The sequence below is a fragment of the Bacteroides sp. AM10-21B genome, from assembly GCF_003472565.1.
In the GTDB taxonomy this organism is placed as follows: domain Bacteria; phylum Bacteroidota; class Bacteroidia; order Bacteroidales; family Bacteroidaceae; genus Bacteroides; species Bacteroides propionicigenes.
Window position 1 is genome coordinate 137587 of record NZ_QRME01000008.1, and the last position, 22996, is coordinate 160582.

14 protein-coding genes and 2 pseudogenes are annotated in these 22996 nt (G+C 38.5%); 9 read left to right on the forward strand and 7 right to left on the reverse strand.

Going from position 1 to position 22996, the window contains the following annotated elements:
- Positions 1–241: 241 nt before the first annotated feature.
- Genes cas9 through cas2 form a run of 4 tightly spaced genes read left to right on the forward strand, consistent with a single transcriptional unit; the run spans position 242 to position 6909 of the window.
- Entirely contained in the window at positions 242–4771 is a 4530-nt protein-coding gene (gene cas9 / locus DW121_RS12200; protein ID WP_117712374.1) for a type II CRISPR RNA-guided endonuclease Cas9, read from the forward strand.
- A complete protein-coding gene (locus DW121_RS12205; RefSeq protein ID WP_118323916.1) occupies positions 4764–5621 on the forward strand; it encodes a Bro-N domain-containing protein in 858 nt (285 codons plus the stop codon). Before cas9 ends, DW121_RS12205 begins: the two co-directional genes overlap by 8 nt.
- Positions 5622–5644: 23 nt before the next feature.
- On the forward strand, positions 5645–6577 hold the full coding sequence (gene cas1 / locus DW121_RS12210) for a type II CRISPR-associated endonuclease Cas1 (protein WP_118323917.1): 933 nt from the start codon (positions 5645–5647) through the stop codon (positions 6575–6577).
- On the forward strand, positions 6577–6909 hold the full coding sequence (cas2, locus tag DW121_RS12215; RefSeq protein ID WP_117712379.1) for a CRISPR-associated endonuclease Cas2: 333 nt from the start codon (positions 6577–6579) through the stop codon (positions 6907–6909). The genes cas1 and cas2 overlap by 1 nt, the downstream gene beginning before the upstream one ends.
- 654 nt (positions 6910–7563) lie before the next feature.
- Here the strand turns inward: cas2 and DW121_RS15945 are convergent.
- The 6 genes and pseudogenes from DW121_RS15945 to DW121_RS12245 all read right to left on the reverse strand — a co-directional run.
- A pseudogene (locus DW121_RS15945) lies at positions 7564–7845 on the reverse strand (hypothetical protein); the annotation flags it as partial.
- Positions 7846–7993: 148 nt separating this feature from the next.
- Positions 7994–9151 (reverse strand): MalY/PatB family protein, encoded by a 1158-nt coding sequence (locus DW121_RS12225; RefSeq protein ID WP_118323918.1) that lies wholly within the window; start codon positions 9149–9151, stop codon positions 7994–7996.
- 7 nt (positions 9152–9158) lie between these two features.
- Positions 9159–10025 (reverse strand): DUF3737 family protein, encoded by an 867-nt coding sequence (locus tag DW121_RS12230; protein ID WP_118323966.1) that lies wholly within the window; start codon positions 10023–10025, stop codon positions 9159–9161.
- A gap of 1 nt (position 10026) precedes the next feature.
- Complete coding sequence (locus DW121_RS12235; RefSeq protein ID WP_118323967.1) at positions 10027–11070, reverse strand: cyclophilin-like fold protein; 1044 nt, start codon at positions 11068–11070, stop codon at positions 10027–10029.
- Between the two features lie 8 nt (positions 11071–11078).
- Positions 11079–11572, reverse strand: a pseudogene (locus DW121_RS12240) (NADPH-flavin oxidoreductase); the annotation flags it as partial.
- A 226-nt stretch (positions 11573–11798) separates the two neighbouring features.
- Complete coding sequence (locus tag DW121_RS12245) at positions 11799–12155, reverse strand: ECF transporter S component (protein WP_233555806.1); 357 nt, start codon at positions 12153–12155, stop codon at positions 11799–11801.
- A gap of 146 nt (positions 12156–12301) precedes the next feature.
- Between DW121_RS12245 and DW121_RS12250 the strand changes: the two genes are divergently transcribed.
- The 5 genes from DW121_RS12250 to DW121_RS12270 all read left to right on the forward strand — a co-directional run bounded on the left by DW121_RS12250 (position 12302) and on the right by DW121_RS12270 (position 22395).
- Positions 12302–12898: an RNA polymerase sigma-70 factor gene (locus DW121_RS12250; protein WP_233555807.1), complete on the forward strand. Its 597-nt coding sequence runs from the start codon at positions 12302–12304 to the stop codon at positions 12896–12898.
- A 66-nt stretch (positions 12899–12964) separates the two neighbouring features.
- On the forward strand, positions 12965–13972 hold the full coding sequence (locus DW121_RS12255; RefSeq protein WP_117712385.1) for a FecR family protein: 1008 nt from the start codon (positions 12965–12967) through the stop codon (positions 13970–13972).
- Positions 13973–14139: 167 nt separating this feature from the next.
- Positions 14140–17562, forward strand: a complete 3423-nt coding sequence (locus DW121_RS12260) for a SusC/RagA family TonB-linked outer membrane protein (RefSeq protein WP_118323921.1) — start codon at positions 14140–14142, stop codon at positions 17560–17562.
- 11 nt (positions 17563–17573) lie between these two features.
- Positions 17574–19103, forward strand: coding sequence for a RagB/SusD family nutrient uptake outer membrane protein (locus DW121_RS12265; RefSeq protein WP_118323922.1), 1530 nt, complete (start codon positions 17574–17576; stop codon positions 19101–19103).
- A 106-nt stretch (positions 19104–19209) separates the two neighbouring features.
- Complete coding sequence (locus DW121_RS12270) at positions 19210–22395, forward strand: glycosyl hydrolase (RefSeq protein ID WP_118323923.1); 3186 nt, start codon at positions 19210–19212, stop codon at positions 22393–22395.
- Between the two features lie 107 nt (positions 22396–22502).
- On the opposite strand, the gene DW121_RS12275 is transcribed toward DW121_RS12270, so the two are convergent.
- Positions 22503–22996 (reverse strand): ECF transporter S component (locus DW121_RS12275; protein ID WP_233555808.1); only part of this gene is annotated, 494 nt, incomplete at its 5' end.

Sequence of the window (22996 nt, forward strand, 5' to 3'; positions counted from 1 at the left end):
ACGATTAATTATTGGGAACAAAGATATAGTTTTTAGTAATGCGGAGGGGAGGGGAAGGTGAGAAATTTATAAAATAAAAAATCCCCCGTTAAGGACGAGGGAACCTAATGTTTTCACAACGGAATAATCCTTATTGTGATTTGCTTCATTTTAGTTTGGCAAATGTATAAAATAAATATGAAAAAGCAATGCTTGTATTAATAAAAAAATAACTTTGAATGATATATAAAAAAATAATATTATGAAAACGATACTGGGACTTGATTTAGGGAGCAATAGCATAGGATGGGCTGTAATAAATTCTGTAATAAAAGAACAGCTCGAACGAATTTGGATAGAAATGGCAGGAAGCAGAATTATTCCGATGGATGCCGCTATATTGGGAGATTTTGACAAAGGAAATTCTATATCACAGACTGCTGAAAGAACCCGTTTCAGAGGGGTACGCCGTCTGCGTGAACGGCAATTGTTACGTCGTGAACGATTACATAAGGTTTTGAAGATTCTTGGTTTTTTGCCGGAACATTATTTAAAAGAAATAGATTTCGAAAAGCATCCCGGAAAGTTTTTGGCAGACAGTGAACCTAAATTACCATGGCTTATGGATGAACGGGGAAAATATACTTTTTTATTTCAAACAGCATTTAATGAGATGTTGGCGGATTTTGCAAAACACCAACCTTCATTAGTGTCCGATGGTAAAAAAGTACCTTATGACTGGACAATTTACTATCTCCGTAAGAAAGCTTTGACGGAAATGATAAGTAAAGAAGAGTTGGCATGGATTCTTTTGAATTTTAATCAGAAACGTGGTTATTACCAGCTTAGAGGAGAAGAAGAGGAAGATAATGCAGGAAAATCTGTTGAATTTTATGCATTAAAAGTTTTGTCGGTGGAAGCGACTGATGAAAAGAAAGGTCGGGATCTGTGGTATAATGTGCACTTAGAGAATGGATGGATATATCGTAGAAGCAGTAATGTTCCATTGGATTGGGAGAACCAGATAAAAGAATTTATTGTAACTACTGACTTGAATCCGGACGGTACTCCCAAGCTTGATAAATATGGTGAGGTGAAGCGTTCTTTCAGAGCTCCTAAAGAGGATGATTGGATGTTGATAAAGAAAAGAACCGAGGCAGACATAGCCAATACTCATAAAACGATTGGAAGTTATATCTATGATACTTTGTTGCAGAATCCACAACAAAAAATAATAGGAAAGCTGGTGAAGACAGTAGAGCGAAAGCTTTACAAGGAGGAACTAAACTTGATTTTGCAGAAACAATGTGCTTTTCATGCAGAGTTGCAAGATAGAGATTTATACATGAGATGTATTGAAGCATTATATCCAGGCAATGAAGTGCGGCGGAAAAATATAATTAATAGAGATTTTATTTATCTGTTAATGGATGATGTTTTATTTTATCAAAGACCGTTGAAAACTAAAAAGTCACTGATTTCTAATTGCCCTTACGAGGAAAATGAATATATAAACAGGGAAACTGGTGAAATCAAAAAAGCTCCTTTAAAGTGTATAGCCAAATCACATCCTTTGTTTCAGGAGTTTCGTTTATGGCATTTCCTTTCAAATATTCGGGTATACCAAAAAGAAAAGGAAGTAAATGGAACTTTACATTTAGATGTGGATGTAACAGCGGAGTTCTTGAAAACAGAAGATGATTATGTGGCTTTATTTGATTGGCTGAATTCTCGAAAGGAAGTAGATCAAAAGGCTTTTCTGAGATATCCAAAATTTGGGTTAAAAAAGGAAATCAATAATTATCGTTGGAACTATGTTGAGGATAAGTTATATCCATGTAATGAGACGAGATATGCGATTCTTTCCCGTTTGGAGAAGCTTGGTGTTAGTCTTGATTTTTTATCGGATGAGAAAGAAACAGCCTTGTGGCATATTTTATATTCTGTAAGTGATAAGCTGGAAATAGAGAAAGCTTTGCGGACCTTTGCGGTTAAGAACGGATTAAATGAATCCTTTGTAGAAGTGTTCAAGAAGTTTCCTCCTTTTAAACCTGAATATGGATCGTATTCTGCTAAGGCAATAAAGAAATTGTTGCCTTTGATGAGATGTGGAAGGTATTGGGATGCGTCCTTGATTGACGATGCAACTAAAGACAGAATAGAAAGGATAATGACAGGTGAGTATGACGGGAATATAGCTGCCAAGGTTAGAGAAAAGGCGATAAACTTGTCGGATATATCTTGTTTTAAGAAGCTTCCGCTATGGTTGGCTTGTTATGTTGTGTATAATCGCCATTCTGAAAATAAAGAAATTGCTAAATGGGAGACTCCTGCGGATATTGATGCTTATTTGGCTTCTTTCAAACAACATTCACTGCGCAATCCTATTGTAGAGCAGGTGATAATCGAAACATTGAGGGTTGTTAGAGATATTTGGAAACAGGTTGGGAAGATTGATGAAATTCACATTGAGTTAGGGCGTGAGATGAAAAATCCTGCGGACAAGCGGAAAAGGATGACTGCGCAAATTCAGGAGAATGAAAATGCTAATCTACGTATAAAGGCATTGCTTGCTGAGTTTATGAATCCGGAATATGGGGTTGAAAATGTTCGTCCTTATTCGCCAAGTCAGCAAGAAATATTGCGGATTTATGAGGATACGGTTTTGAAAGGGGAAGAACAGATTCCGGAAGATATAGATGTAATATTGAAAAAATTCAATAATAGCAAACTACCGACAAAATCAGAGTTTTTGCGTTATAAATTATGGTTGGAACAGAAGTATCGTTCGCCTTATACCGGTGAGTTGATACCTTTGGGAAAATTGTTTACGGCTGCGTATGAGATAGAACATATAATTCCTCAATCTCGTTATTTTGATGATTCTTTTTCTAACAAGGTGATATGTGAATCTGCTGTGAATAAATTGAAAGATAATCAATTGGGGTATGAGTTTATCAAGAATCATCACGGGCAGAAAGTTGAAGTGGGTTTTGGAAAAACGGTAGAAATTCTTTCTGTGGATAGCTACGAATGTTTTGTAAAAGAACAATATGCTAAATCGGGCGTGAAAATGAAGAAATTGTTGATGGATGATATTCCCGAGCAATTTATTGAGCGCCAATTGAACGATAGCCGGTATATCAGCAAGGTTGTTAAAGGGCTTTTGTCGAATATTGTTCGTGAAAAGAATGATAGCGGTGAATATGAGCCGGAGGCTGTTTCAAAAAATATATTAGTTTGTACGGGAAGCGTGACGGACAGGCTGAAAAAGGATTGGGGGATGAATGATGTTTGGAACAGTATTGTATATCCTCGTTTTGAACGTTTAAACGCTTTGACTGGAACACAGTGCTTTGGGCATTGGGAGAATAAAGATGGAAAAAAAGTTTTTCAGACGGAATTGCCCCTTGAATATCAGAAAGGGTTTAGTAAGAAACGTATTGACCATAGGCATCATGCCATGGATGCAATAGTGATAGCTTGCGCTACGCGGAATCATGTGAACTATTTGAGCAATGAGTCTGCAAGCCGTAATGCCAAAATCTCCCGTTATGATTTGCAGAGATTGTTGTGTGATAAGAGCAGAGTAGATGGTACTGGTAATTATAGATGGATTATAAAGAAACCATGGAATACTTTTACACAAGATGCAAGGGAGGCATTGGATAAAATAGTGATTAGCTCGAAGCAGAATTTGCGTATAATAAATAAAACAACTAATATTTATCAACATTTTGATACAGAAGGAAATCGTGTTTATAAGAAACAGGAAACCGGTGATAGTTGGGCTATTCGTAAACCGATGCATAAAGATACGGTTTTTGGAACAGTGAATTTACGAAAAGTAAAAAGTGTACGATTGTCTGTGGCTTTGGATACTCCTACCATGATTGTTGATAAGAGAGTGAAAGGCAAGGTTCTTGAATTGTTATCATATAAATATGATAAGAAGAAAATTGAAAAATATTTCAAAGAGAATGTTTTCTTTTGGAAGGATTTGGATATAGCTAAAGTTGCAGTCTATTATTTTACAGAAAATACTTCTGAACCTTTGGTTGCGGTGCGTAAACCACTTGATTCTACTTTCAATGAGAAGAAAATAAAAGAATCGGTAACGGATACTGGCATACAGAAAATTCTTTTGAATCATTTATCTGCAAAAGAAGGAAAGGCGGATTTGGCTTTTTCTGCAGAAGGAATAGAAGAAATGAATCGTAATATTTTACAGTTGAATGATGGAAAAGAACATCAGCCAATATATAAAGTGAGAGTGTATGAACCACGTGGAAATAAATTTAGAGTTGGTGCATTTGGTAATAAAGGGACTAAATGGGTGGAAGCCGCTAAGGGTACTAATTTGTTCTTTGCTATTTATGCAACAGAAGATGGAAAAAGGACGTATGAGACTGTCCCCTTAAATTTGGTTATAGAACGTGAGAAACAAGGGCTTATTCCTGTTCCGGATAGAAACGAAAAAGGGGATAAACTGTTGTTTTGGTTATCTCCTAATGATTTGGTGTATCTGCCAACTGAAGAAGAACGGGAATTTGGTAGGATAAATGAGCCGATAGATAGGGGGCGGGTTTATAAAATGGTAAGTTGTACTGGGAATGAGGGACATTTTATTCCTGTAAATGTGGCTAATCCAATATTGCCGACTATTGAATTAGGAAGTAATAATAAGGCCCAGAGAGCATGGAATAATGAAATGGTAAAAGATATTTGTATCCCAGTAAAAGTTGATAGATTGGGTCGTATTATAGAAGTTAAGTATAAAGCAAATGAATAATATAAAGTTATTTCAAGAAAAGAAAATCCGTTCCATGTGGAACGAAGAAGAGCAGCAATGGTACTTTTCTGTTGTTGATGTAGTTGGTGTATTGACTGATAGCGTGAATCCTACGGACTATCTGAAGAAGATGAGAAAACGGGATGAAGAACTGGCTACTTACCTGGGGACAAATTGTCCCCAGGTAGAAATGCTGACAGATACAGGAAAAAAAAGAAAAACTTTGGCGGCAAATGTACAGGCTTTATTCCGTATCATTCAATCCATCTCCTCTCCTAAAGCTGAACCTTTTAAACTTTGGCTGGCACAGGTGGGGTATGAGCGTGTGCAGGAAATTGAAAATCCGGAATTGGCTCAGGAACGCATGAAAAAACTTTATGAGCAGAAGGGTTATCCAAAGGATTGGATTGATAAACTTCTGAGAGGAATTGCCATTCGTCAGAATTTGACGGATGAGTGGAAAGAAAGGGGAATCACGGAAAAAAGTGATTATGCCATTCTTACGGCAGAAATATCTAAGGCAACGTTTGGATTAAGCCCTTCGGATTATAAAATATATAAAGGACTGACAAAGAAGAATCAGAATCTTCGTGACCATATGTCCGATTTGGAATTGATATTCACGATGCTTGGCGAGCGTGTCACTACGGAAATCTCTCAGAAAGAGAAACCGGATACATTTACTAAAAGTAAACAAGTTGCACAGCGTGGTGGAAATGTTGCCGGAGTAGCACGTGAACAGGCTGAAAAAGAACTGGGTAGAAGTATTATTTCTTCCGACAATTTTTTGTTGGATTCAGATAAGCAAGATGATACCTTAAAACTTCCTTTTGAGGAAAATGATGAATGAATAATTTGTAAAATCTGTATACTATGATTAAGAAAACGCTTTATTTCGGAAATCCTGTTTATCTCTCTTTGAAAAATGCTCAGTTGGTGATTAAATTGCCGGAGGTCGTAAAAAGCTGTGCCTTGCCCGAAGGGTTCAAGCAAGTGTCTGAGGTGACTAAGCCAATAGAGGATATTGGGATAGTGGTATTGGATAATAAACAGATAACTGTTACTTCGGGAGTGTTGGAGGCTTTACTTGAAAATAATTGTGCAGTCATAACTTGTGACTCTAAAAGTATGCCGGTTGGTCTGATGCTTCCTTTGTATGGAAATACTACACAAAATGAGAGGTTTCGACAGCAACTTGGCGCTTCTCTGCCATTGATGAAACAACTTTGGCAGCAAACGATAAAGGCTAAAATAGAAAATCAGGCGGCGGTATTGAGTAAATGTACTGGAGAGGAAATAAAGTGTATGAAGATATGGGCTGCTGATGTGAAAAGTGGAGATCCGGATAACTTGGAGGCTCGTGCAGCTGCTTATTATTGGAAAAATTTGTTCAAAATAAAAGGTTTTACAAGAGATAGAGAAGGTATTCCACCTAATAATCTGTTGAATTATGGGTATGCTATTTTGCGGGCGGTCGTTGCCCGTGGTTTGGTTGCAAGTGGACTTTTACCTACTTTGGGAATACATCATCATAATCGTTATAATGCTTATTGTTTGGCGGATGATATAATGGAGCCTTATCGCCCCTATGTGGATAGGTTGGTATATGATATGATTAAAGGAGAAGAAATAAATTGTATTGGATTGACAAAAGAATTGAAAGCACAGCTGCTTACTATTCCTACGTTGGATACTATTATTTCGGGAAAACGTAGTCCGTTGATGGTGGCTGTTGGGCAGACTACGGCTTCTCTATATAAATGTTTTAGCGGTGAGTTGCGCAGAATATCTTATCCGGAGATGTAATGGAACGGTTTAGTGAATATCGGATTATGTGGGTACTTGTATTGTTTGATTTGCCAACCGAAACAAAAAAAGATAAAAAGGCATATGCGGACTTTAGAAAAAATCTGCAAAAGGATGGATTTACGATGTTTCAATTTTCTATATATGTTCGCCATTGCGCAAGTAGTGAGAATGCGGAGGTACATATAAAAAGAGTTAAGTCTATTTTGCCTGAGCACGGAAGTATTGGAATAATGTGTATTACAGATAAACAATTTGGAAATATAGAACTTTTTTATGGGAAAAAAACAGTAGATGTGAATACTCCCGGGCAGCAGTTAGAACTATTCTGAAAAGAAAATCCCGCTATATAGCGGGATTTCTTTCTTGGAAACTATATCTTTTTTAAATTCTAATGTTTAATATAACTGTATGTATATTAGTTTGTTACTGATGTTCGGCTGTTTCCAATGGTTCAAAGATACTAAAATGAAAGCAAATCACAACTTATTCTCATAATAACTTCTATTTTTATGGCTGTTTCCAATGGTTCAAAGATACTAAAATGAAAGCAAATCACAACGGCTTTTTATTAAGTTATTTGATTTAATAGCTGTTTCCAATGGTTCAAAGATACTAAAATGAAAGCAAATCACAACGCATTTCTTTTGATAGTATTTTTTGTACTGCTGTTTCCAATGGTTCAAAGATACTAAAATGAAAGCAAATCACAACTCCTGAGGCTATGTAGTCTTGCAAAGTATGCTGTTTCCAATGGTTCAAAGATACTAAAATATAAACAAATTAATAACATTGTACGACCTAAAACTTTGCGGTTTGCGCTGTTTCCATTCTTCCGCACTTTCTAATTTTAATTGGATTACATTCAATATGGGAGGTTTTTTATAAAAAATAGAGGGAGTTTTCTTTTGATAATATAAAAGTAAGGTAGCTTCTCCGTTCTGTTAGTAGCAAGTTACGGATCTACTACCTTATTTGTCTATTCTTTAGTGACCTACTTGACGTTGCTGTTCGGCATTGTGCCGGTCTCCGATAACGGGAATGGCAGCTACGGCGTTCTCCGATTCTTTTCATTCTCCGGAGGTTATCTCGTGTACGACCGAATGCTTGCAATATATTCACAATGCGGATGTTTATACGTATCGCTTCCAGTCAGGGGACAAATAGCGTAAGCTTTACGGATTGTCTCGGTGCTGGTAGAACATTGGCAGCGAATCGAGTTGCAAGCGATAGAGCGACTCTTTACCGTAGCGGCGGATGGTCTCCGGCTACCTATTTGCTTTCGCTGCAAAAGCCTTATCCAATCCGGCAGGCATAGTTGATGCTATTCTGGCTAAAGTTGCCGTCTTAAGAAATCTACATCGATTGATTCTTTCTTTGTTATCTTCTTTCATAGTATTCTTGTTTTTCAATTTCTTATTTCAGTACACGAGCTATTCGTTCCAGTCCGTCGGCAAGTAACGTCCGGGGACAGGCAATATTCAGTCGGATAAAGCCTTCTCCGCCGGGACCGTACATCGTACCGGAGTTTACCATCAAATGCTGTTGCTCTTGTAGCTGCCGGGTCATATCATCCGAACCGATACCGGATACACGGCAGTCAACCCAAACTAAATAGGTCCCTTCGAGCGGTAACACGTGATATTGCGGCAACCGTTCGGTAAAGAAGTGACAAAGGAATTCGTAGTTCTTCCACAGGTATTTCCGCAGGGCATCAAGCCATCTGCCACCTTTATTATACGCTGCTATTGTCGCAATGACACCAAACGGATTGACATCGCACACTTCGTTGATATTGATGGCATGGTCGATACACCGACGCAGTTCCTCATCGGCTGCAATGATATTGGCTATTTGCAAACCTGCAAGGTTGAACGCCTTGCTCGGTGAAATGCAGGTTACGGAATTTTGTTGAAAATGCTCGGACAAGGAAGCAAAAGGCGTATAATTATGGCCGTTATAGGTCAGTTCGCAATGAATCTCATCCGCTACAACGAATACTTTGTTTCGCAAACAGATGTCGCCTATACGCTGCAACTCTTCGGGAGTCCAGACCCGTCCGACCGGGTTATGAGGATTACACAGCAGTAGAATTTTCGCTTTCGGATTGACGGTTTTCGCTTCGAGATCATCAAAGTCTATCGTGTATCTGCCATCCCGATAGATCAATTTATTGGCAGATAACTCGCATCCATTGTTACGGATGGACGAATAGAAACAATTATAGGCAGGAGTCTGGACAATGACCTTGTCGCCCGGTTCGGTCAGTGCCTTGATGATTGCCGACAGAGCTGGTACGACACCGCTTGTATAGACAATCCACCGGGAATCCACCTGCCAGCGATGCCGGTTTCCAAACCATCGGACTACTGCATCGTAATAAGTATCGGGTACTTTGGTATAACCGAAAACACCGTGCATTACCCGTTCCTGCAAAGCCTCAATAATATCCGGAGCCGTGCGGAAATCCATATCCGCTACCCACATAGGCAATGTGTTTTCTTCTTCGGAGGTATCCCACTTGTAGGAGCTTGTCCCGCGACGCGGGACGATTGTGTCAAAATCGTATTTCATTAGATTATCAATCAGTGAAACATGTTTTCTCGTCCCAAAGTTTCAATTTGCAATCGGCAGGAGCTTTGATATTTTGGTCGAGAATGATTTCTCCGTAACAGTCAGCTGTAATACTGCCGCTACGAGGATTCTTGATACTACGTACGGGGCTGTTGATTGTAGCTTGTACGGAACTGTACTCAAAAGCCAAGTCGCAATCTTCAGCAAATGTACAATTCTCCAGCACAAGGTTTTCTGCATAACATAGAGGTTGTGTGCCGGAAATTTTACAGTTCATCAAACGCAGGTTGCGTGAATGCCAGCCAAGATATTCTCCGTTGAGTTCGGAATCGTAGATTGTCACGTTTTCTACCTCCCAGAAGGCGTCTTTTGTGGTAATTTTGGCATGATGTAATTCCACATTCTTCACATATTGGAAGACATATTTACTGTCACTTTCCAGTCCGTCTATGCAGATGTTATTACTAAACATAAACGGATAAGTACCTCCATGTAGCTTCAGGTTTTTGATATTCAGATTCTTGCAACGCCAGAACACTTCATCGGCATCATTTATCTCCACATTCTCCATTTCGATGTCGTGCATCTCGCGGAACATTTTGGGAGCATCAATACGTGTGTTAGTCATCTTCAGATGGTCGGAATACCATAATGCCGAACGTCCGCCAACATCGAAAAAGCAGTGGTCTATAACGAAACCATGAACATGCCAGAACGGATAATTCCCTTCAAAAGTACAGTTAGTAGCTTCAATGTTGCTACATTCCTTAATAGCCGACTCTCCGGCACGAATGATTACGTTTTCCAGACGGAGGTCATGTGATTCAAACAGAGGGCGTTCTCCTCCGAATTCTTTATTCGATATTACTTTCATGTTATTTCCTTTCAAATTTTGCAGGTATGTCTCCGGCAATGTTCAATGCTTCGATTCCGTTTCCGTTAATACGTCCGATTTTAATCAAATCATTACTATGTGACCAGTTTTTGCAGAAAATGGCTACGTTTCCCCACGGTGCATAGATGGTTATATCACCGGGTGCAGGAGTACAGCCACGAGTGACCCCCTCTGTAGTTAAAGTGGGGTTGGGATAGAATATTTTCTCCGTTATGTTGTTGTAGTCGTTCAAAGTTACTTCCAATGGAAGACGGGACAGAAAATCCTGTGCGGCGGCATTATCTTCCATTGTGGCAGTAATTGTGCGATTGCCGACTATGATGTTAACATCCAATGAAGATACCTCGGGAGTTTCGGGCTCTTTCTTTTCTATTCCGATTTTATCGAGCCATTCTGTAACGCGGGTTTCCATTTGCGGGAGGGTTGAAGAAGTTAATAATAAAGTCTGATTGACGAAGTTCGCATCGGGACAGAGGTTGCGGGCTTCACTGGCAGAGGAGGAAATTCCGCTGCTGCCGCTTGTGGCGAACAAGGCAATCTGTTTTCCGGCAAGTTTGGAAGTATGTTCATGCAAGAATGTCTGCATCGGAGTCGCCATGCTGCCGTACCAAATAGGGTAGCCGACAAAAATAATGTCATACTTGTCGAAGTTATCCATTGTGGTTTTGACGGGTGGATAATTGCCTTGTCTGATAGTTGCCAGTTCTTCCTGCGAACGCTCAAGCATGGCATTGTAATCATTGTCGTAAGGAGTTTGCGGTTCGACTTCCAATAAGTCACAATCAAGCGTTACCTGAATTTGCTGTGCCACTCGTTCTGTGTTGCTTGTACGTGAAGCATAAAGTACCAGATAACGTCTGTTACCGCCGGGAGTCGGCGTATCGGGATTATTATCGTCTCCTTCGTCCGGTTGTTCGGGTGTTTCCGGTTGTTCGGGAAAAAATGACTTGTTCTCACCTCCGGTGCAAGCTGCCATTGACAAAACCGTCAATAGCATAAATGGAATCAATAATAATTTTTTCATGTTCATTTCTTATTTTGATTTATGATTATCTTTTCTGTGGTATAACATTGAGTGTTAAGATACTGAATGCTGAAATTAAAAGAGTTTTGTGAGTAGTCGTTTAATTTATTGCATGAAGTTATTGATTTTGTTGGCGGGATTGAGTGGCATTTCTCTCTGACGTGATAGGCAAACACTCCCGATTTATCCACTGTTGTACCGCTGACACTTCCTACATAGTCGGCTTTTGGTAACATTTCACGGCTCACGAGATTGACGGAAAGCTTTTTAGATTTCCTTATACCTTGATTGGTGTAATGGTTTTTACTCATGCTGATAAGTATTTTGTCATGGCCGATAATACCTGTAGCGCCAACAAATTTCCAAGATTTTTCTTGTTCGTTTCCATTATATCAGACTGAGCGGTATTCTCTTGTACGGCTGTACTGCATGATAGTATGACAAGTAGTGACAGAACACCTAAAAAAGTTTTACTATATTCCAAAAAGCTTCTGCGATTCATAATTATTTTTTTATTATTAATCTTCTGATTGCAAATCTACTACGATTCAATAAACCGGTTTGTATATGATTTACGGATATTTATACCCGAATAAAGGATTTACTCTTTTAAAGCATATTCTTTGCGGCATAAAAAAAACTGCATATACAGCCGATATTCTCATCGCCTATATATGCAGAATCTATTTTATGGATACGTTTAACCTCTCAAACGTATTTGTGGTATGTTACAGTGACGCGCTGTATTTTATCAGCGCATATCCGCCCGCAACCTGCATTGCCATTCTCGGCAGACCGATACGGAAGTCTTGTACGGCTTGAAAGAAGCTGCCTGCCATCACCCACTCACCTAAAGTGCCTATTACTTGATAGAACAGAACAACAGCCAATAAGATAGGCAGGGAAATACGGTTGAAGCGGTGTGCAGCCCAACCTGCAGCTACTGCCAGCAATACGGAGAGAACGGCAGTCAGCAATCCCACTTTCCAACCGAATTTATATGCGCTGATTAGGGTAAAGAAATAAATGGGTAACCATGTAATGCCACCTTGCGGTATAAGGTGGAACAACTGTGGCAGTGCCATATTGCCTGCAATGAATAATGCGGCAATCAAGTAAGTTTTTGCATTGCTGTAATCCAGCGAGTAGAGTTTTTTCTGAAAAATCTTCTTAATAATTGTGTCGTAACCTAAGTTTGACTACTTTTGCTCTTCCATAAATGGAGGCGGCTATGAAAGATACTATAATCATTGAACATTTACGCAGAGGAGATGAGGTGGCATTTAAATGCATCTATGAGTGCCACTATGTCCTGCTTTGTCGCTTCGCCAATCAAATATTGAATGATACGGCTCTTTCAGAAGAGGTGGTGGACGATGCTATATTTTATTTATGGGAGCATCGCCAGGAGATAGAAATCACATATTCTATCCGTACTTACCTGATGCGTGCTGTACGTAACCGTTGTCTGAATGAATTGCAATCTTCGAGTCATCGCAAGGAACTGCATTTTTCATCTTTTATGCTACCGGAAAATATAGAATTTCTTGATTCTGTTTTTGTGGAAGAAAATCAGCCCTTGGGTGTATTGCTCGAACGAGAATTGGAAGATGAACTGACTCGTAGTATAGAAGAATTACCTGTAGAATGTCGCACTGTATTTAAAAAAAGTCGTTTTGAACAAAAAAAGTACGAAGAGATTGCTTTAGAATTAGGAATTTCCATTAATACGGTTAAGTATCATATGAAGAATGCTTTAGCTCTTCTTCAAAAGCGTTTGGATAACTATTTGCATTTATTGATTATTTATATTTTTATGGATTTTTGAAAAAATATATATTTTCAACTACCCTCATTCTTGATTTTTTTGTCTTATATATAAAGCAACAGAATTATGCAACTGGAAGAACATACTGATATAGATTTATTGATAATTCGATATCTTTCGGGAAAATTGGATAAAGAATCCTTTGCTGAACTGAGACGTTGGAGTTTGGAGTCTGAGTCTAATCGGAAATATGTGCGGAATAAATTAGAGATATGGTTTTCCTCGGGGGTTGCCGATACTGCTGTACGGTTTGATAAAGACAAGGCATTCTCTCTATTCAAACAACGGGTTGTCGAGACGGAGAAGAAACAAAAACTGATGCTCCGTTTCTCATGGAAAACCTTTATGAGGGTAGCTGCCGTTGTGTTGATTCTGATGATTCCATTTGTTACTTATTGGCAGGGAAAGCAGGCTGTGAAGCAAAACTTTGTGGATATGGTTGTAGAGGCACCTATGGGAGCGCATACTAAACTCTATTTGCCGGATGGTACATTGGTATGGTTGAACGCAGGATCGAAAATAATATATTCACAGGGCTTTGGAGTAGATGACCGCCGGTTGCGTTTGGAAGGTGAGGGGTATTTTGAGGTTATGAAGAACGAAGAAGTACCTTTTGAAATAAATACGAAAGAACTGAATCTGAGAGTGCTGGGAACGAAATTTAATTTCAGAAACTATCCGGATGATGAAGAAGTGACGGTAAATCTGATGGAAGGAAAAGTCGTTCTTAGGAACAGCATCAGGGAAATGCCTGAACTTTATCTGACGCCGAACGAAAAAATGGTTCTTAACAAGGTGACCGGTCAAATGGTAAAAAACAGCACAAGGGCGGCCAAAGCTAATGTTTGGATTAACGATGAGCTTTTCTTTGATGAGGAACTGCTGGAAGATATAGCTAAGAAACTGATGCGTAGCTATAATGTAAAGGTGGAAGTTGCTGATTCTTTACGCAACAAACGTTTCTATGGAAGTTTTGGAATCTCGGCCAATACGATTGATAAGATTTTGGATGTGATGGCTTCGACCCAGCAGATGAATTATAAATACGAAAACGGTGTATATATACTATATTAATGTTGAACTTAAAAAATAAAATATGAGAAACATGAACTCCATGGGATTTACTTTTTCCGGCTGACGTTGGCGTTTCGCTTCCCGGATAATGATTTGGGAGCCAGCTTTATTTGGTAATTTCTTACCAAACCTTATTTCTATTCATTAATTAAAAATTCAAAAAGTTTATGGGAAACTTTAGTAAGGCTGTTTTAATAGCCTCAGTAGCTCTTTGTCTTCATATTTCTGCTTTTTCACAGAATATATCGTTGAATGTCAGTGGTATAACGGTGAAAGATGCAATCGAACAATTGAAAGAAAAGACCGGTTATGCGTTTATATTTTCATCCGCTGATATAGATACGAACAAACGTGTCTCGATTGTTGCCAATGAAGAGGATATAAATAATGTTATCAAACAAATTCTACATGGGCAGAATGATTTGAGTTATGAAATTAAAGGAAAGAAAATTATTATAAAGAAAACACAACCTGTTGATCCAATACAAAAAATTAAAGTTACGGGTAAAGTAGTAGATACTAATGGAGAACCCATTATTGGAGCGACAATTAAGGAACAAGGGACTTCAAATGGTGCTATTTCTGATATTGATGGTAATTTCTCTTTTGAAACAGCTGATAATGCTAGTTTGGAAATATCTTATATAGGTTATCAAAATCAGAAAATTAAAGTACAAAAAGGCAAAAATTTGGCTATAACTTTACAAGAAGATACGGAAATGCTGGATGAAGTAGTCGTTGTTGGATATGGGACGGTAAAAAAAGCTAATGTTGTAGGTTCTATTGCCAAAATCAATTCAGATGTGATACAAGATCGTCCGGTAGGTAGAGCCGAACAGGCTTTACAAGGGCAGATGGCAGGGGTATCTGTAAGAAGTACATCAGGTGCTCCGGGGAGTGATATTACTATTAATGTGCGTGGAGCGGCATCTATAAATGGGGAAAGTACTCCTTTATATGTAGTTGATGGAGTACCTATTGATAATTTGTCCGGTATAAATCCCAATGATATTGAGTCTATTGATGTGCTGAAGGATGCTGCTTCTGCAGCAATTTATGGTTCTCGTGGTTCTAATGGTGTTGTACTGGTTACTACTAAAAAGGGAAAGACTGGTGCGCCCGTCATTACTTTGAATGCTTATACCGCCATCTCTACTTTGGAAAAGAAGGTTGATGTGATGGATTCTAATGAATGGATTGCTTTTAATAAAAAATGGTATGATTATCAGTGGACGAAAGCTTCAGGTATGTCAGCTTCTACTAATCAAACAGACAGAATTGCTTATGCAGAATCAAAATTAGGTAAGAAATTGACTACACGTGATGCGTTGAAAGAGAATGGTGTACGGAATACTTATGGTATCTATGATCCTTGGTGGGGAAGTTCAGAAATAGAAGCTATTAATTGGCAGGATGAGTTGTTTCATACAGCTCCGGCATATGATATTCAATTAGCTGCTTCTGGGGCTACGGAGAAAATTAATTACTCGCTGTCTGGGGGTATTTATAAACAGGATGGTATTGTGTATGGTTCTTCCTACAGTCGATATAATCTTCGCGCTAATGTAGAGGCGCAGATGACAGACCGTATTAGAGTTGGTTTAATGGTGGCTCCTTCGTATGGAGTACAAAAAGGAGCTAAAGTGGATGGAAAAGAAAATGCAGTATCAAAAACATTGGGATTACCGGGTTGGGCGCTTGCCGGGACAGGGCGGAATGCCGGGGCTGATCCATATAAATTTTATGATGGATGGGGACCGGGACCGAATGTGATTAGTCCATATATTCAGGCTACTGCTCCTGACAGAAAGAATGCCGATATAAGAATCAATACAGCTTTGAATACCACAATTGATATTATTGATGGGCTAAATGCTCAAGGTATGGTTGCGTGGAATTATAGAAATAAAAATGAAAGAACATACACTCCGACTTGGTCTAATGCAAAGTGGAATACTGCGGCCCACCCTGGTGAATTGTCGAGTTCCAGTTATTCGACCAACATATCGAATTCTTTATTGATACAAGGTTTGTTGACTTATAATAAAAGCTGGGGCATTCACTGTTTTGATGCTATGTTGGGGGTTTCTTATGAATCAAATAATGTCAATACATCTTTACAGAGCGTTTCTGACTTTCCGGATGATAAAAGTTGGGTTTTTGATAAAAATAAGGGTGGTACGGTGAAAAGTAATGAAATTGACTATACAGAGAATGCACTTCTTTCATACTTTGGTCGTGTACAATATGCATTGATGGATCGTTATTTATTTTCTGCTTCTTTAAGAAGAGACGGTTCTTCTAAATTTGGTTCCGAAAACAGATGGGGATGGTTTCCTTCTGTTTCAGCTGCTTGGAAACTAAATGAAGAATCTTTTATGAAAGACATTGATTGGTTAGGTTCAGCCAAGTTACGTTTGAGTTGGGGACAAGCGGGTAATGACCGTATTGGAGAAGCCCAGTTCTTATCGAATATGGTTGCTCTGAATTATGCGATAGGTAACTCTCAGAATATGGCTAGCGGTTATGTTCCAGGTAATCTGGCAAATCCTTTATTAGGTTGGGAAACAACAACTTCTTATAATATTGGTATTGACTTTGGAGTGTTAAATAATCGGATTTATTTTTCTGCGGATTATTATAAAAAAGTAACAAAAGATTTACTGTTGAAATCTCCGGTATCTTTGATTACAGGTTTTAGTACAATGATGGCCAATGTCGGAAATGTAGATAATTGGGGGTTAGAGTTTGAATTGAATACAGCCAATATATCTACTTCATCTTTTAAATGGAATTCTTCATTGAATTTTTCACTGAATCGAAATAAGATTACAAGTTTGGGAGATGATGATTCGGACATTCGTTCAGGACAGGGAAGTACGATTATACAAAGGGTTGGGCATCCTGTAAATTCTTATATGTTGTTAGAAGTGGAAAGAACGTTGAATGCTGATGATTTTGAGGTCGATGGTATTACTCCTAAAAAAGGTATTGCTATATATACAGGGCAAAAGCCGGGTGATTCAAAATGGAAAGATAATAATAAGGATGGAAAAATAACATCCGATGATTATACAGTGGCAGGAAGTTATCAACCGAAATTTGAATGGGGTTTTACAAATACGTTTAAATATAGAAATTTTGATGCGTCTATTCTGTTGCAGGGACGTGTGGGTGGAGAACTTTTATCTATTGGTTCAAGAAGTTATAATCGTGCTACAAATGACCCGAAGTATAATTATTTGAGTAGATGGTTATATAACTCATATTGGTCGGAAAGTGAACCCGGAGATGGAAAGACGCCGGCTTTCTATGCTACCGTTACAGGTGGACAATATGATACGAATTGGTTGTACGATGCAGGATATATTCGTATCAAGAATATTACTTTGGGATATAATATACCATTTAAACCCAATTCAATTTTAAATAAGGCTCGGGTATATGTGTCTTGTGATAATGTTTATATGTGGGATCATTATGATGCAGGATTCTCTCCTGAGGCAGCTACACAAGATAATGCATCTTCTGATTGGGGAGCTTATCCGTTATCAAGAACTTTTTCATTGGGTGTTAACATTACTTTCTAAATTAAAGGCTTATGAAAACAAAAGAATATATAGTAGCATTGATAGCTACATGTGGGTTATGTTCCTGTAATGACCTTATTGATATTTATCCGGTTGAGAATAATTTTGCAGATACATTTTATACCTCGGAGTTTGAAATTAATCAGGCTACTATGGGAATTTATGCTCGTTTGGGGCGCAATGGCGGAAATTTAGATTTTCCAACAATTTATTATTTTATGGCGTCTGAAGGGCGTTCCGATAACTTATATTATGCAGCTTTAGCAAATGCTCAGAGAGATCAGGTTGATTTTAGGAATTATGCCGTTACCGATGTAACAGGTACTAATGAAGATATATATGCACGTTTATATCAAATAATTGGAGATGCTAACATGCTATTGCAAAAAGTTCCTGATGAATATACACGTTATCGTGCTGAGGCTTCTTTTCTCAGAGCATTGGCATATTTTGAACTTGTTAGGGCGTATGGACCTCAGCCTGTGATAGATTATCCTGTTTTGAATGAAGAGGCCAGAACATTGTCTCGACAGCCTGCTGAAGAGGTATATAAGCTGATTATTTCTGATTTGGAATATGCCGGAAATAATTTGGAGACATTTTATACAGGAGAAGAAGCGGGAAGAGTTGGTTCTGTTGCTGCGAAATGCTTATTGGCTGAAGTTTATGTAACAATGGCAGGGTATCCGATGAATGATAAGAATGCTTATCAGAAGGCGGAAACAATCTTAGGACCTATTATGGATGAAGTCAAGAAGAGATTTGCTCCTGATTATTCTTATATTTTTGATGTGAATAAAGAAAATATGTACGATTTGTTTTCTGTACAATTTGCATCCGGGAATCAAGGTCTCGGTTCTTCTTTAGCCGGATATGTTACGGAGGGTTCCGGAGGTGTGATGATACCGGAATGGTTCTATAGCGGTTATCATTTGCAAGGACAGGATTTTAGGGTAGATGAATTGTTGGTAAATGACATGAAAGCACAGAACGATAAGCGTTTGGAAACATCTGTAGCAGAGGGATATTGGGATACAACAGAGCATGGATTTACTCCTGAAGATTATGCCGCCCATTATAAAGAACGTTGTATGATGATAAAATTTTTGGTTAAAGATAATACCAATAAAACAATAAAGGCATGGAACGATTATCCGTTGAATTTCCCGATATTGAGACCTGCTGATGCCTATTTGCTTTATGCCGAAGCTTTGATTAATAATGGTAAGGCGGAATTAGCTACGGAGTGGATTGACGCTATTCGTGTAAGGGCAGGTTTAGCTTCTTTGGGGCATACCCCGACAATGGATGACATTATGTATGAAAGAAGATGTGAGTTCATTGGTGAGGGCAAACGGTATTTTGATTTAGTAAGAATGGGAAAAGATACTTTTATTTCGACCATGAAAAAGTTTTCAGATCATTATGAGCACGTGTCTAAAATGGGAGCAAATAATCCGTCTGAAAAAGATTTGTTATTGCCTATACCATTAACGGTAATGAACATTCATACTTCATGGACTAATAACCCGGGGTATTAAATTGTATATTTGAAACAAGTTGTCTCAACATTTTATTGAGTATTTAAGTAATATGCTTGAGGCAACTTGTTTTCTTTATTGTTGCAACTTTATATAAATAGCTTTCATGAAGATAGTAAGATTGTTTTTTGTTCTTCTATTGATAGGTCCAATGAGTTATGCTGGTTCCCGTTTATTACCTGGTGGGTCACTGCATAATACATTGTATGGTTTCTTGAACCCGCAGGATTCTACACGGACTAAGATGTGGTGGTTTCATGGAAAATTTCCTTCTACTCGGGAAGGAATGACTAAAGACTTGGAGTCATTCAAACGTGTAGGAATCGGAGGAATTGTTTACTACGACCAGGTTCATGGTGACCAGTTACCGAATACGGAGCTGTCGATGAGTAAAGAATGGTGGGATAATATTTATTATATAGCTAAAGAGACGAAACGTTTAGGGCTTGATTTTGAATTTCATGTATCGAATGGATTTGTGGCGGGTGGTCCGTGGATTAAACCATGCGATGCCATGAAACGTCTGGAAAGTATTGAAACTGTTGTAGCAGGTGGAATACCATTGGCGCTAAAACTGCAAGCTCCCAATAATAAATATAATTTTTATCGGGATATAAGAGTTATAGCCATTCCGACAAAAGACGTTCCGGAGATTTGTATAAAGCTTTCTGCTAATATATCTCAAGTCACACCAGAACTTCTTTTTGGAGGACAGGAACTTTATAATATTCCTGCTATGGAAGATGTTCCGGTATACATTAATATAGATTATACAAAGGCTACGTCTTTGAGGAGCATATCCTATATAATAGGTCCATCAGGTAAAGCAACCACTAGTGCAACGAATGTTCCGGGAGAACCTCAAGAAACATTTGTTGGGACTGGATATAAGACATTACCTCCAGTGGGAGAATTGCAATATAGTGAAGATGGAGAGGTATATCATAAAGTTTGCGATTTGAAACCTTTATATCGTGCCCACGAGAGTTATAAAAAGAAAACTATATCTTTTTTACCAGTAGAGGCAAGGTTTTATAGAATTAAATTACAAGGATGGAATGGTTCGGCGGAGGGGAAACCTTTGCGTCTGGGAGGAATCGCATTAAGTTCGGATCCTATGATTAATGAATATGAATATAAGGCTGGTTATATATCAGAATACATTGAGAAAACAATGACAACTCCGGCTTATTCTGAGGGAGAAGCTGTACCGTCTGATAAAGTATTGGATATTACCCGATATGTAGGAACAGATGGTATTTTGAGATGGGATGCACCAAAAGGTCACTGGCGGATATTGAGACTATGTATGGTACCGACAGGTGGAAGGGTAAAGCATGGGCGTCCGGATATGATGGGATTGGAATGCGATAAGATGTCATCCCGAGCTTCGACCTTGCAATTTAATGCCTATTTTAAACAGGTGTTAGATTCATTGGATTATTATGGTATTAATAACTTGAAAGGTATGGCAATGGATAGCCACGAAGCAGGTGCACAAAACTGGACTGATGATTTTTTGTTGGAGTTCAAACGACTTCGGGGATATGATCTATCTCCTTATTTGCCGGTAATGGCCGGATATGTAATTGGTGATGTCAGAACCTCAGAGAGTGTGTTGTATGATGTACGTCTTACAATTGCTGATTTGATTTCAGAACGCTATTATGGTACGTTCGATAGGTTGTGTCGTAATCGTAATATTGTTTTTACGGCACAGGCTACAGGGAATGCCCAATGTATAGTTGCAATACCGATTGTTGCTAAAAGTAAGGTGCAGAAGCCCCAGGGGGAGTTTTGGCTTATGCAACCGAATGGCAATTATGATATAAAAGAATCGTCCTCATCTGCTCATTTATATGGTAAACAAATAGCTTCAGCTGAAGCTTTCACGGATGGAGATTTGACTACAATGCCGGGTGATTTGAAGAATATTGCGGATGGTGCGTATTCACTTGGTATTAATGAGTTTGTCGTATGTGCTTCTGTACACCAACCGTATACTAAATATGCCGGATATCCGGGAGGCCGATTTTATGCAACCTATTCGCGTAATAACAGTTGGTGGGAGAAAAGTCGTAATTTTGGAGATTATCAGTCACGTGTCAGTTATGTTATGCGGCAAGGAAGACCGGTTGTTGATTTATGTGTTTATTTAGGTAATAATGCTCCTGTAAGAATCTTAACTCATCGGCTACCAAAGATACCTGCCGGATATGATTTTGATGCCTTTTCAGAAGATGCGTTGTTATCCCGAATGGAACCTAGTGAGGGAAAGATTGTTTTACCTACAGGACAGAGTTATTCTATGATGATACTTCCACGTTCGGGTGAAATCTCGTTAGGTGCTTTACGTAAAATAGCTTCATTGGTAAAGCAAGGTGTTTATGTATATGGTAACAGACCGACAGGATCACCATGTAAAGAGGATATGGGTAAGGATAAAGAGTATGAAGATTTGGTAAGTGCTTTATGGAACTCGGAGGGTTATGGTAAAGGGAAAGTTTTTTCTGGAATGACTCTAGATGAGGCTTTACAAAAGGCTTGTATATTACCGGATGTATATGGAGAAAAACTTTATTTTGCACATAGAGAGACGAATGATTGCGATATTTATTTTTTGAATAATCATACTGACAGTATCGTTTCAGGATTATATACATTTAAAACAAAATATCAATATGCACAATTATGGGATGCGGTTTCGGGAAAACGCTATCGTTTATCGGCAGATAAAGGATTGGTTACTTTACATTTATCTCCTAGGGAATCTTGTTTTGTGGTGTTTTCTAATAATAACGAACAATTGGATGATAAGCCTTTGCTAAAGAAACGATATATTATTGATAGTAAATGGACTATTGATTTTAATTGCCGTTATCAAGGGGTAGGGCAGATGGAATGTAGAAAGCTTGAATATTGGAATAAATCAGAATATTCAAAGATTCGATATTATTCAGGGACAGCAGTTTATAAAACATCTTTTGAATGGAAAGATGCCAAAACTGTTTTTCTTCAATTACCCTCTAATAATTGTGTAACGGAAGTATACATAAATGAGCAAAAGACTGGAATTATTTGGTGTTCTCCTTGGAACTTGGATGTTTCGCCTTACTTGAAAAAAGGGAACAATGAATTAAGGCTGGAAGTTACGAACTCATGGAATAATAGAGCTGTGGGGGATTTAAGATTGAAACAAGATAAAATAATATGGAAACCGGAGTTATTTGTATCAGAAAATTCTTTGTTACAGGATGCTGGTCTACAAGGTGATATAATGTTGATTTTTTGATTCTCGTAGATTATATTGGTTGAAACCTTAGAATTCAATGAACAGAAAGAGTTCATCATTTCTTTTTCTGATTATTGATTCTAAGGTTTTCTTTTTGGGTTGAGGCTTTACAGTGACGCGCTGTATTTTATCAGCGCATATCCGCCCGCAACCTGCATTGCCATTCCCGGCAGACCGATACGGAAGTCTTGTACGGCTTGAAAGAAGTTGCCTGCCATCACCCACTCGCCTAAAGTGCCTATTACTTGATAGAACAGAACAACAGCCAATAAGATAGGCAGGGAAATACGGTTGAAGCGGTGTGCAGCCCAACCTGCAGCTACTGCTAGCAATACGGACTTTAATAAAATGGCAGGAAGTACTGCGGGAAGCGGCATTCCGAACAGCAATGAATTAACTATCGGGGAGAGAACGGCAGTCAGCAGTCCCACTTTCCAACCGAATTTGTATGCACCGATTAGGGTAAAGAAATAAATGGGTAACCATGTAATGCCACCTTGCGGTATAAGGTGGAACAACTGTGGCAGTGCCATATTGCCTGCAATGAATAATGCGGCAATCAAGTAAGTTTTTGCATTGCTGTAATCCAGCGAGTAGAGTT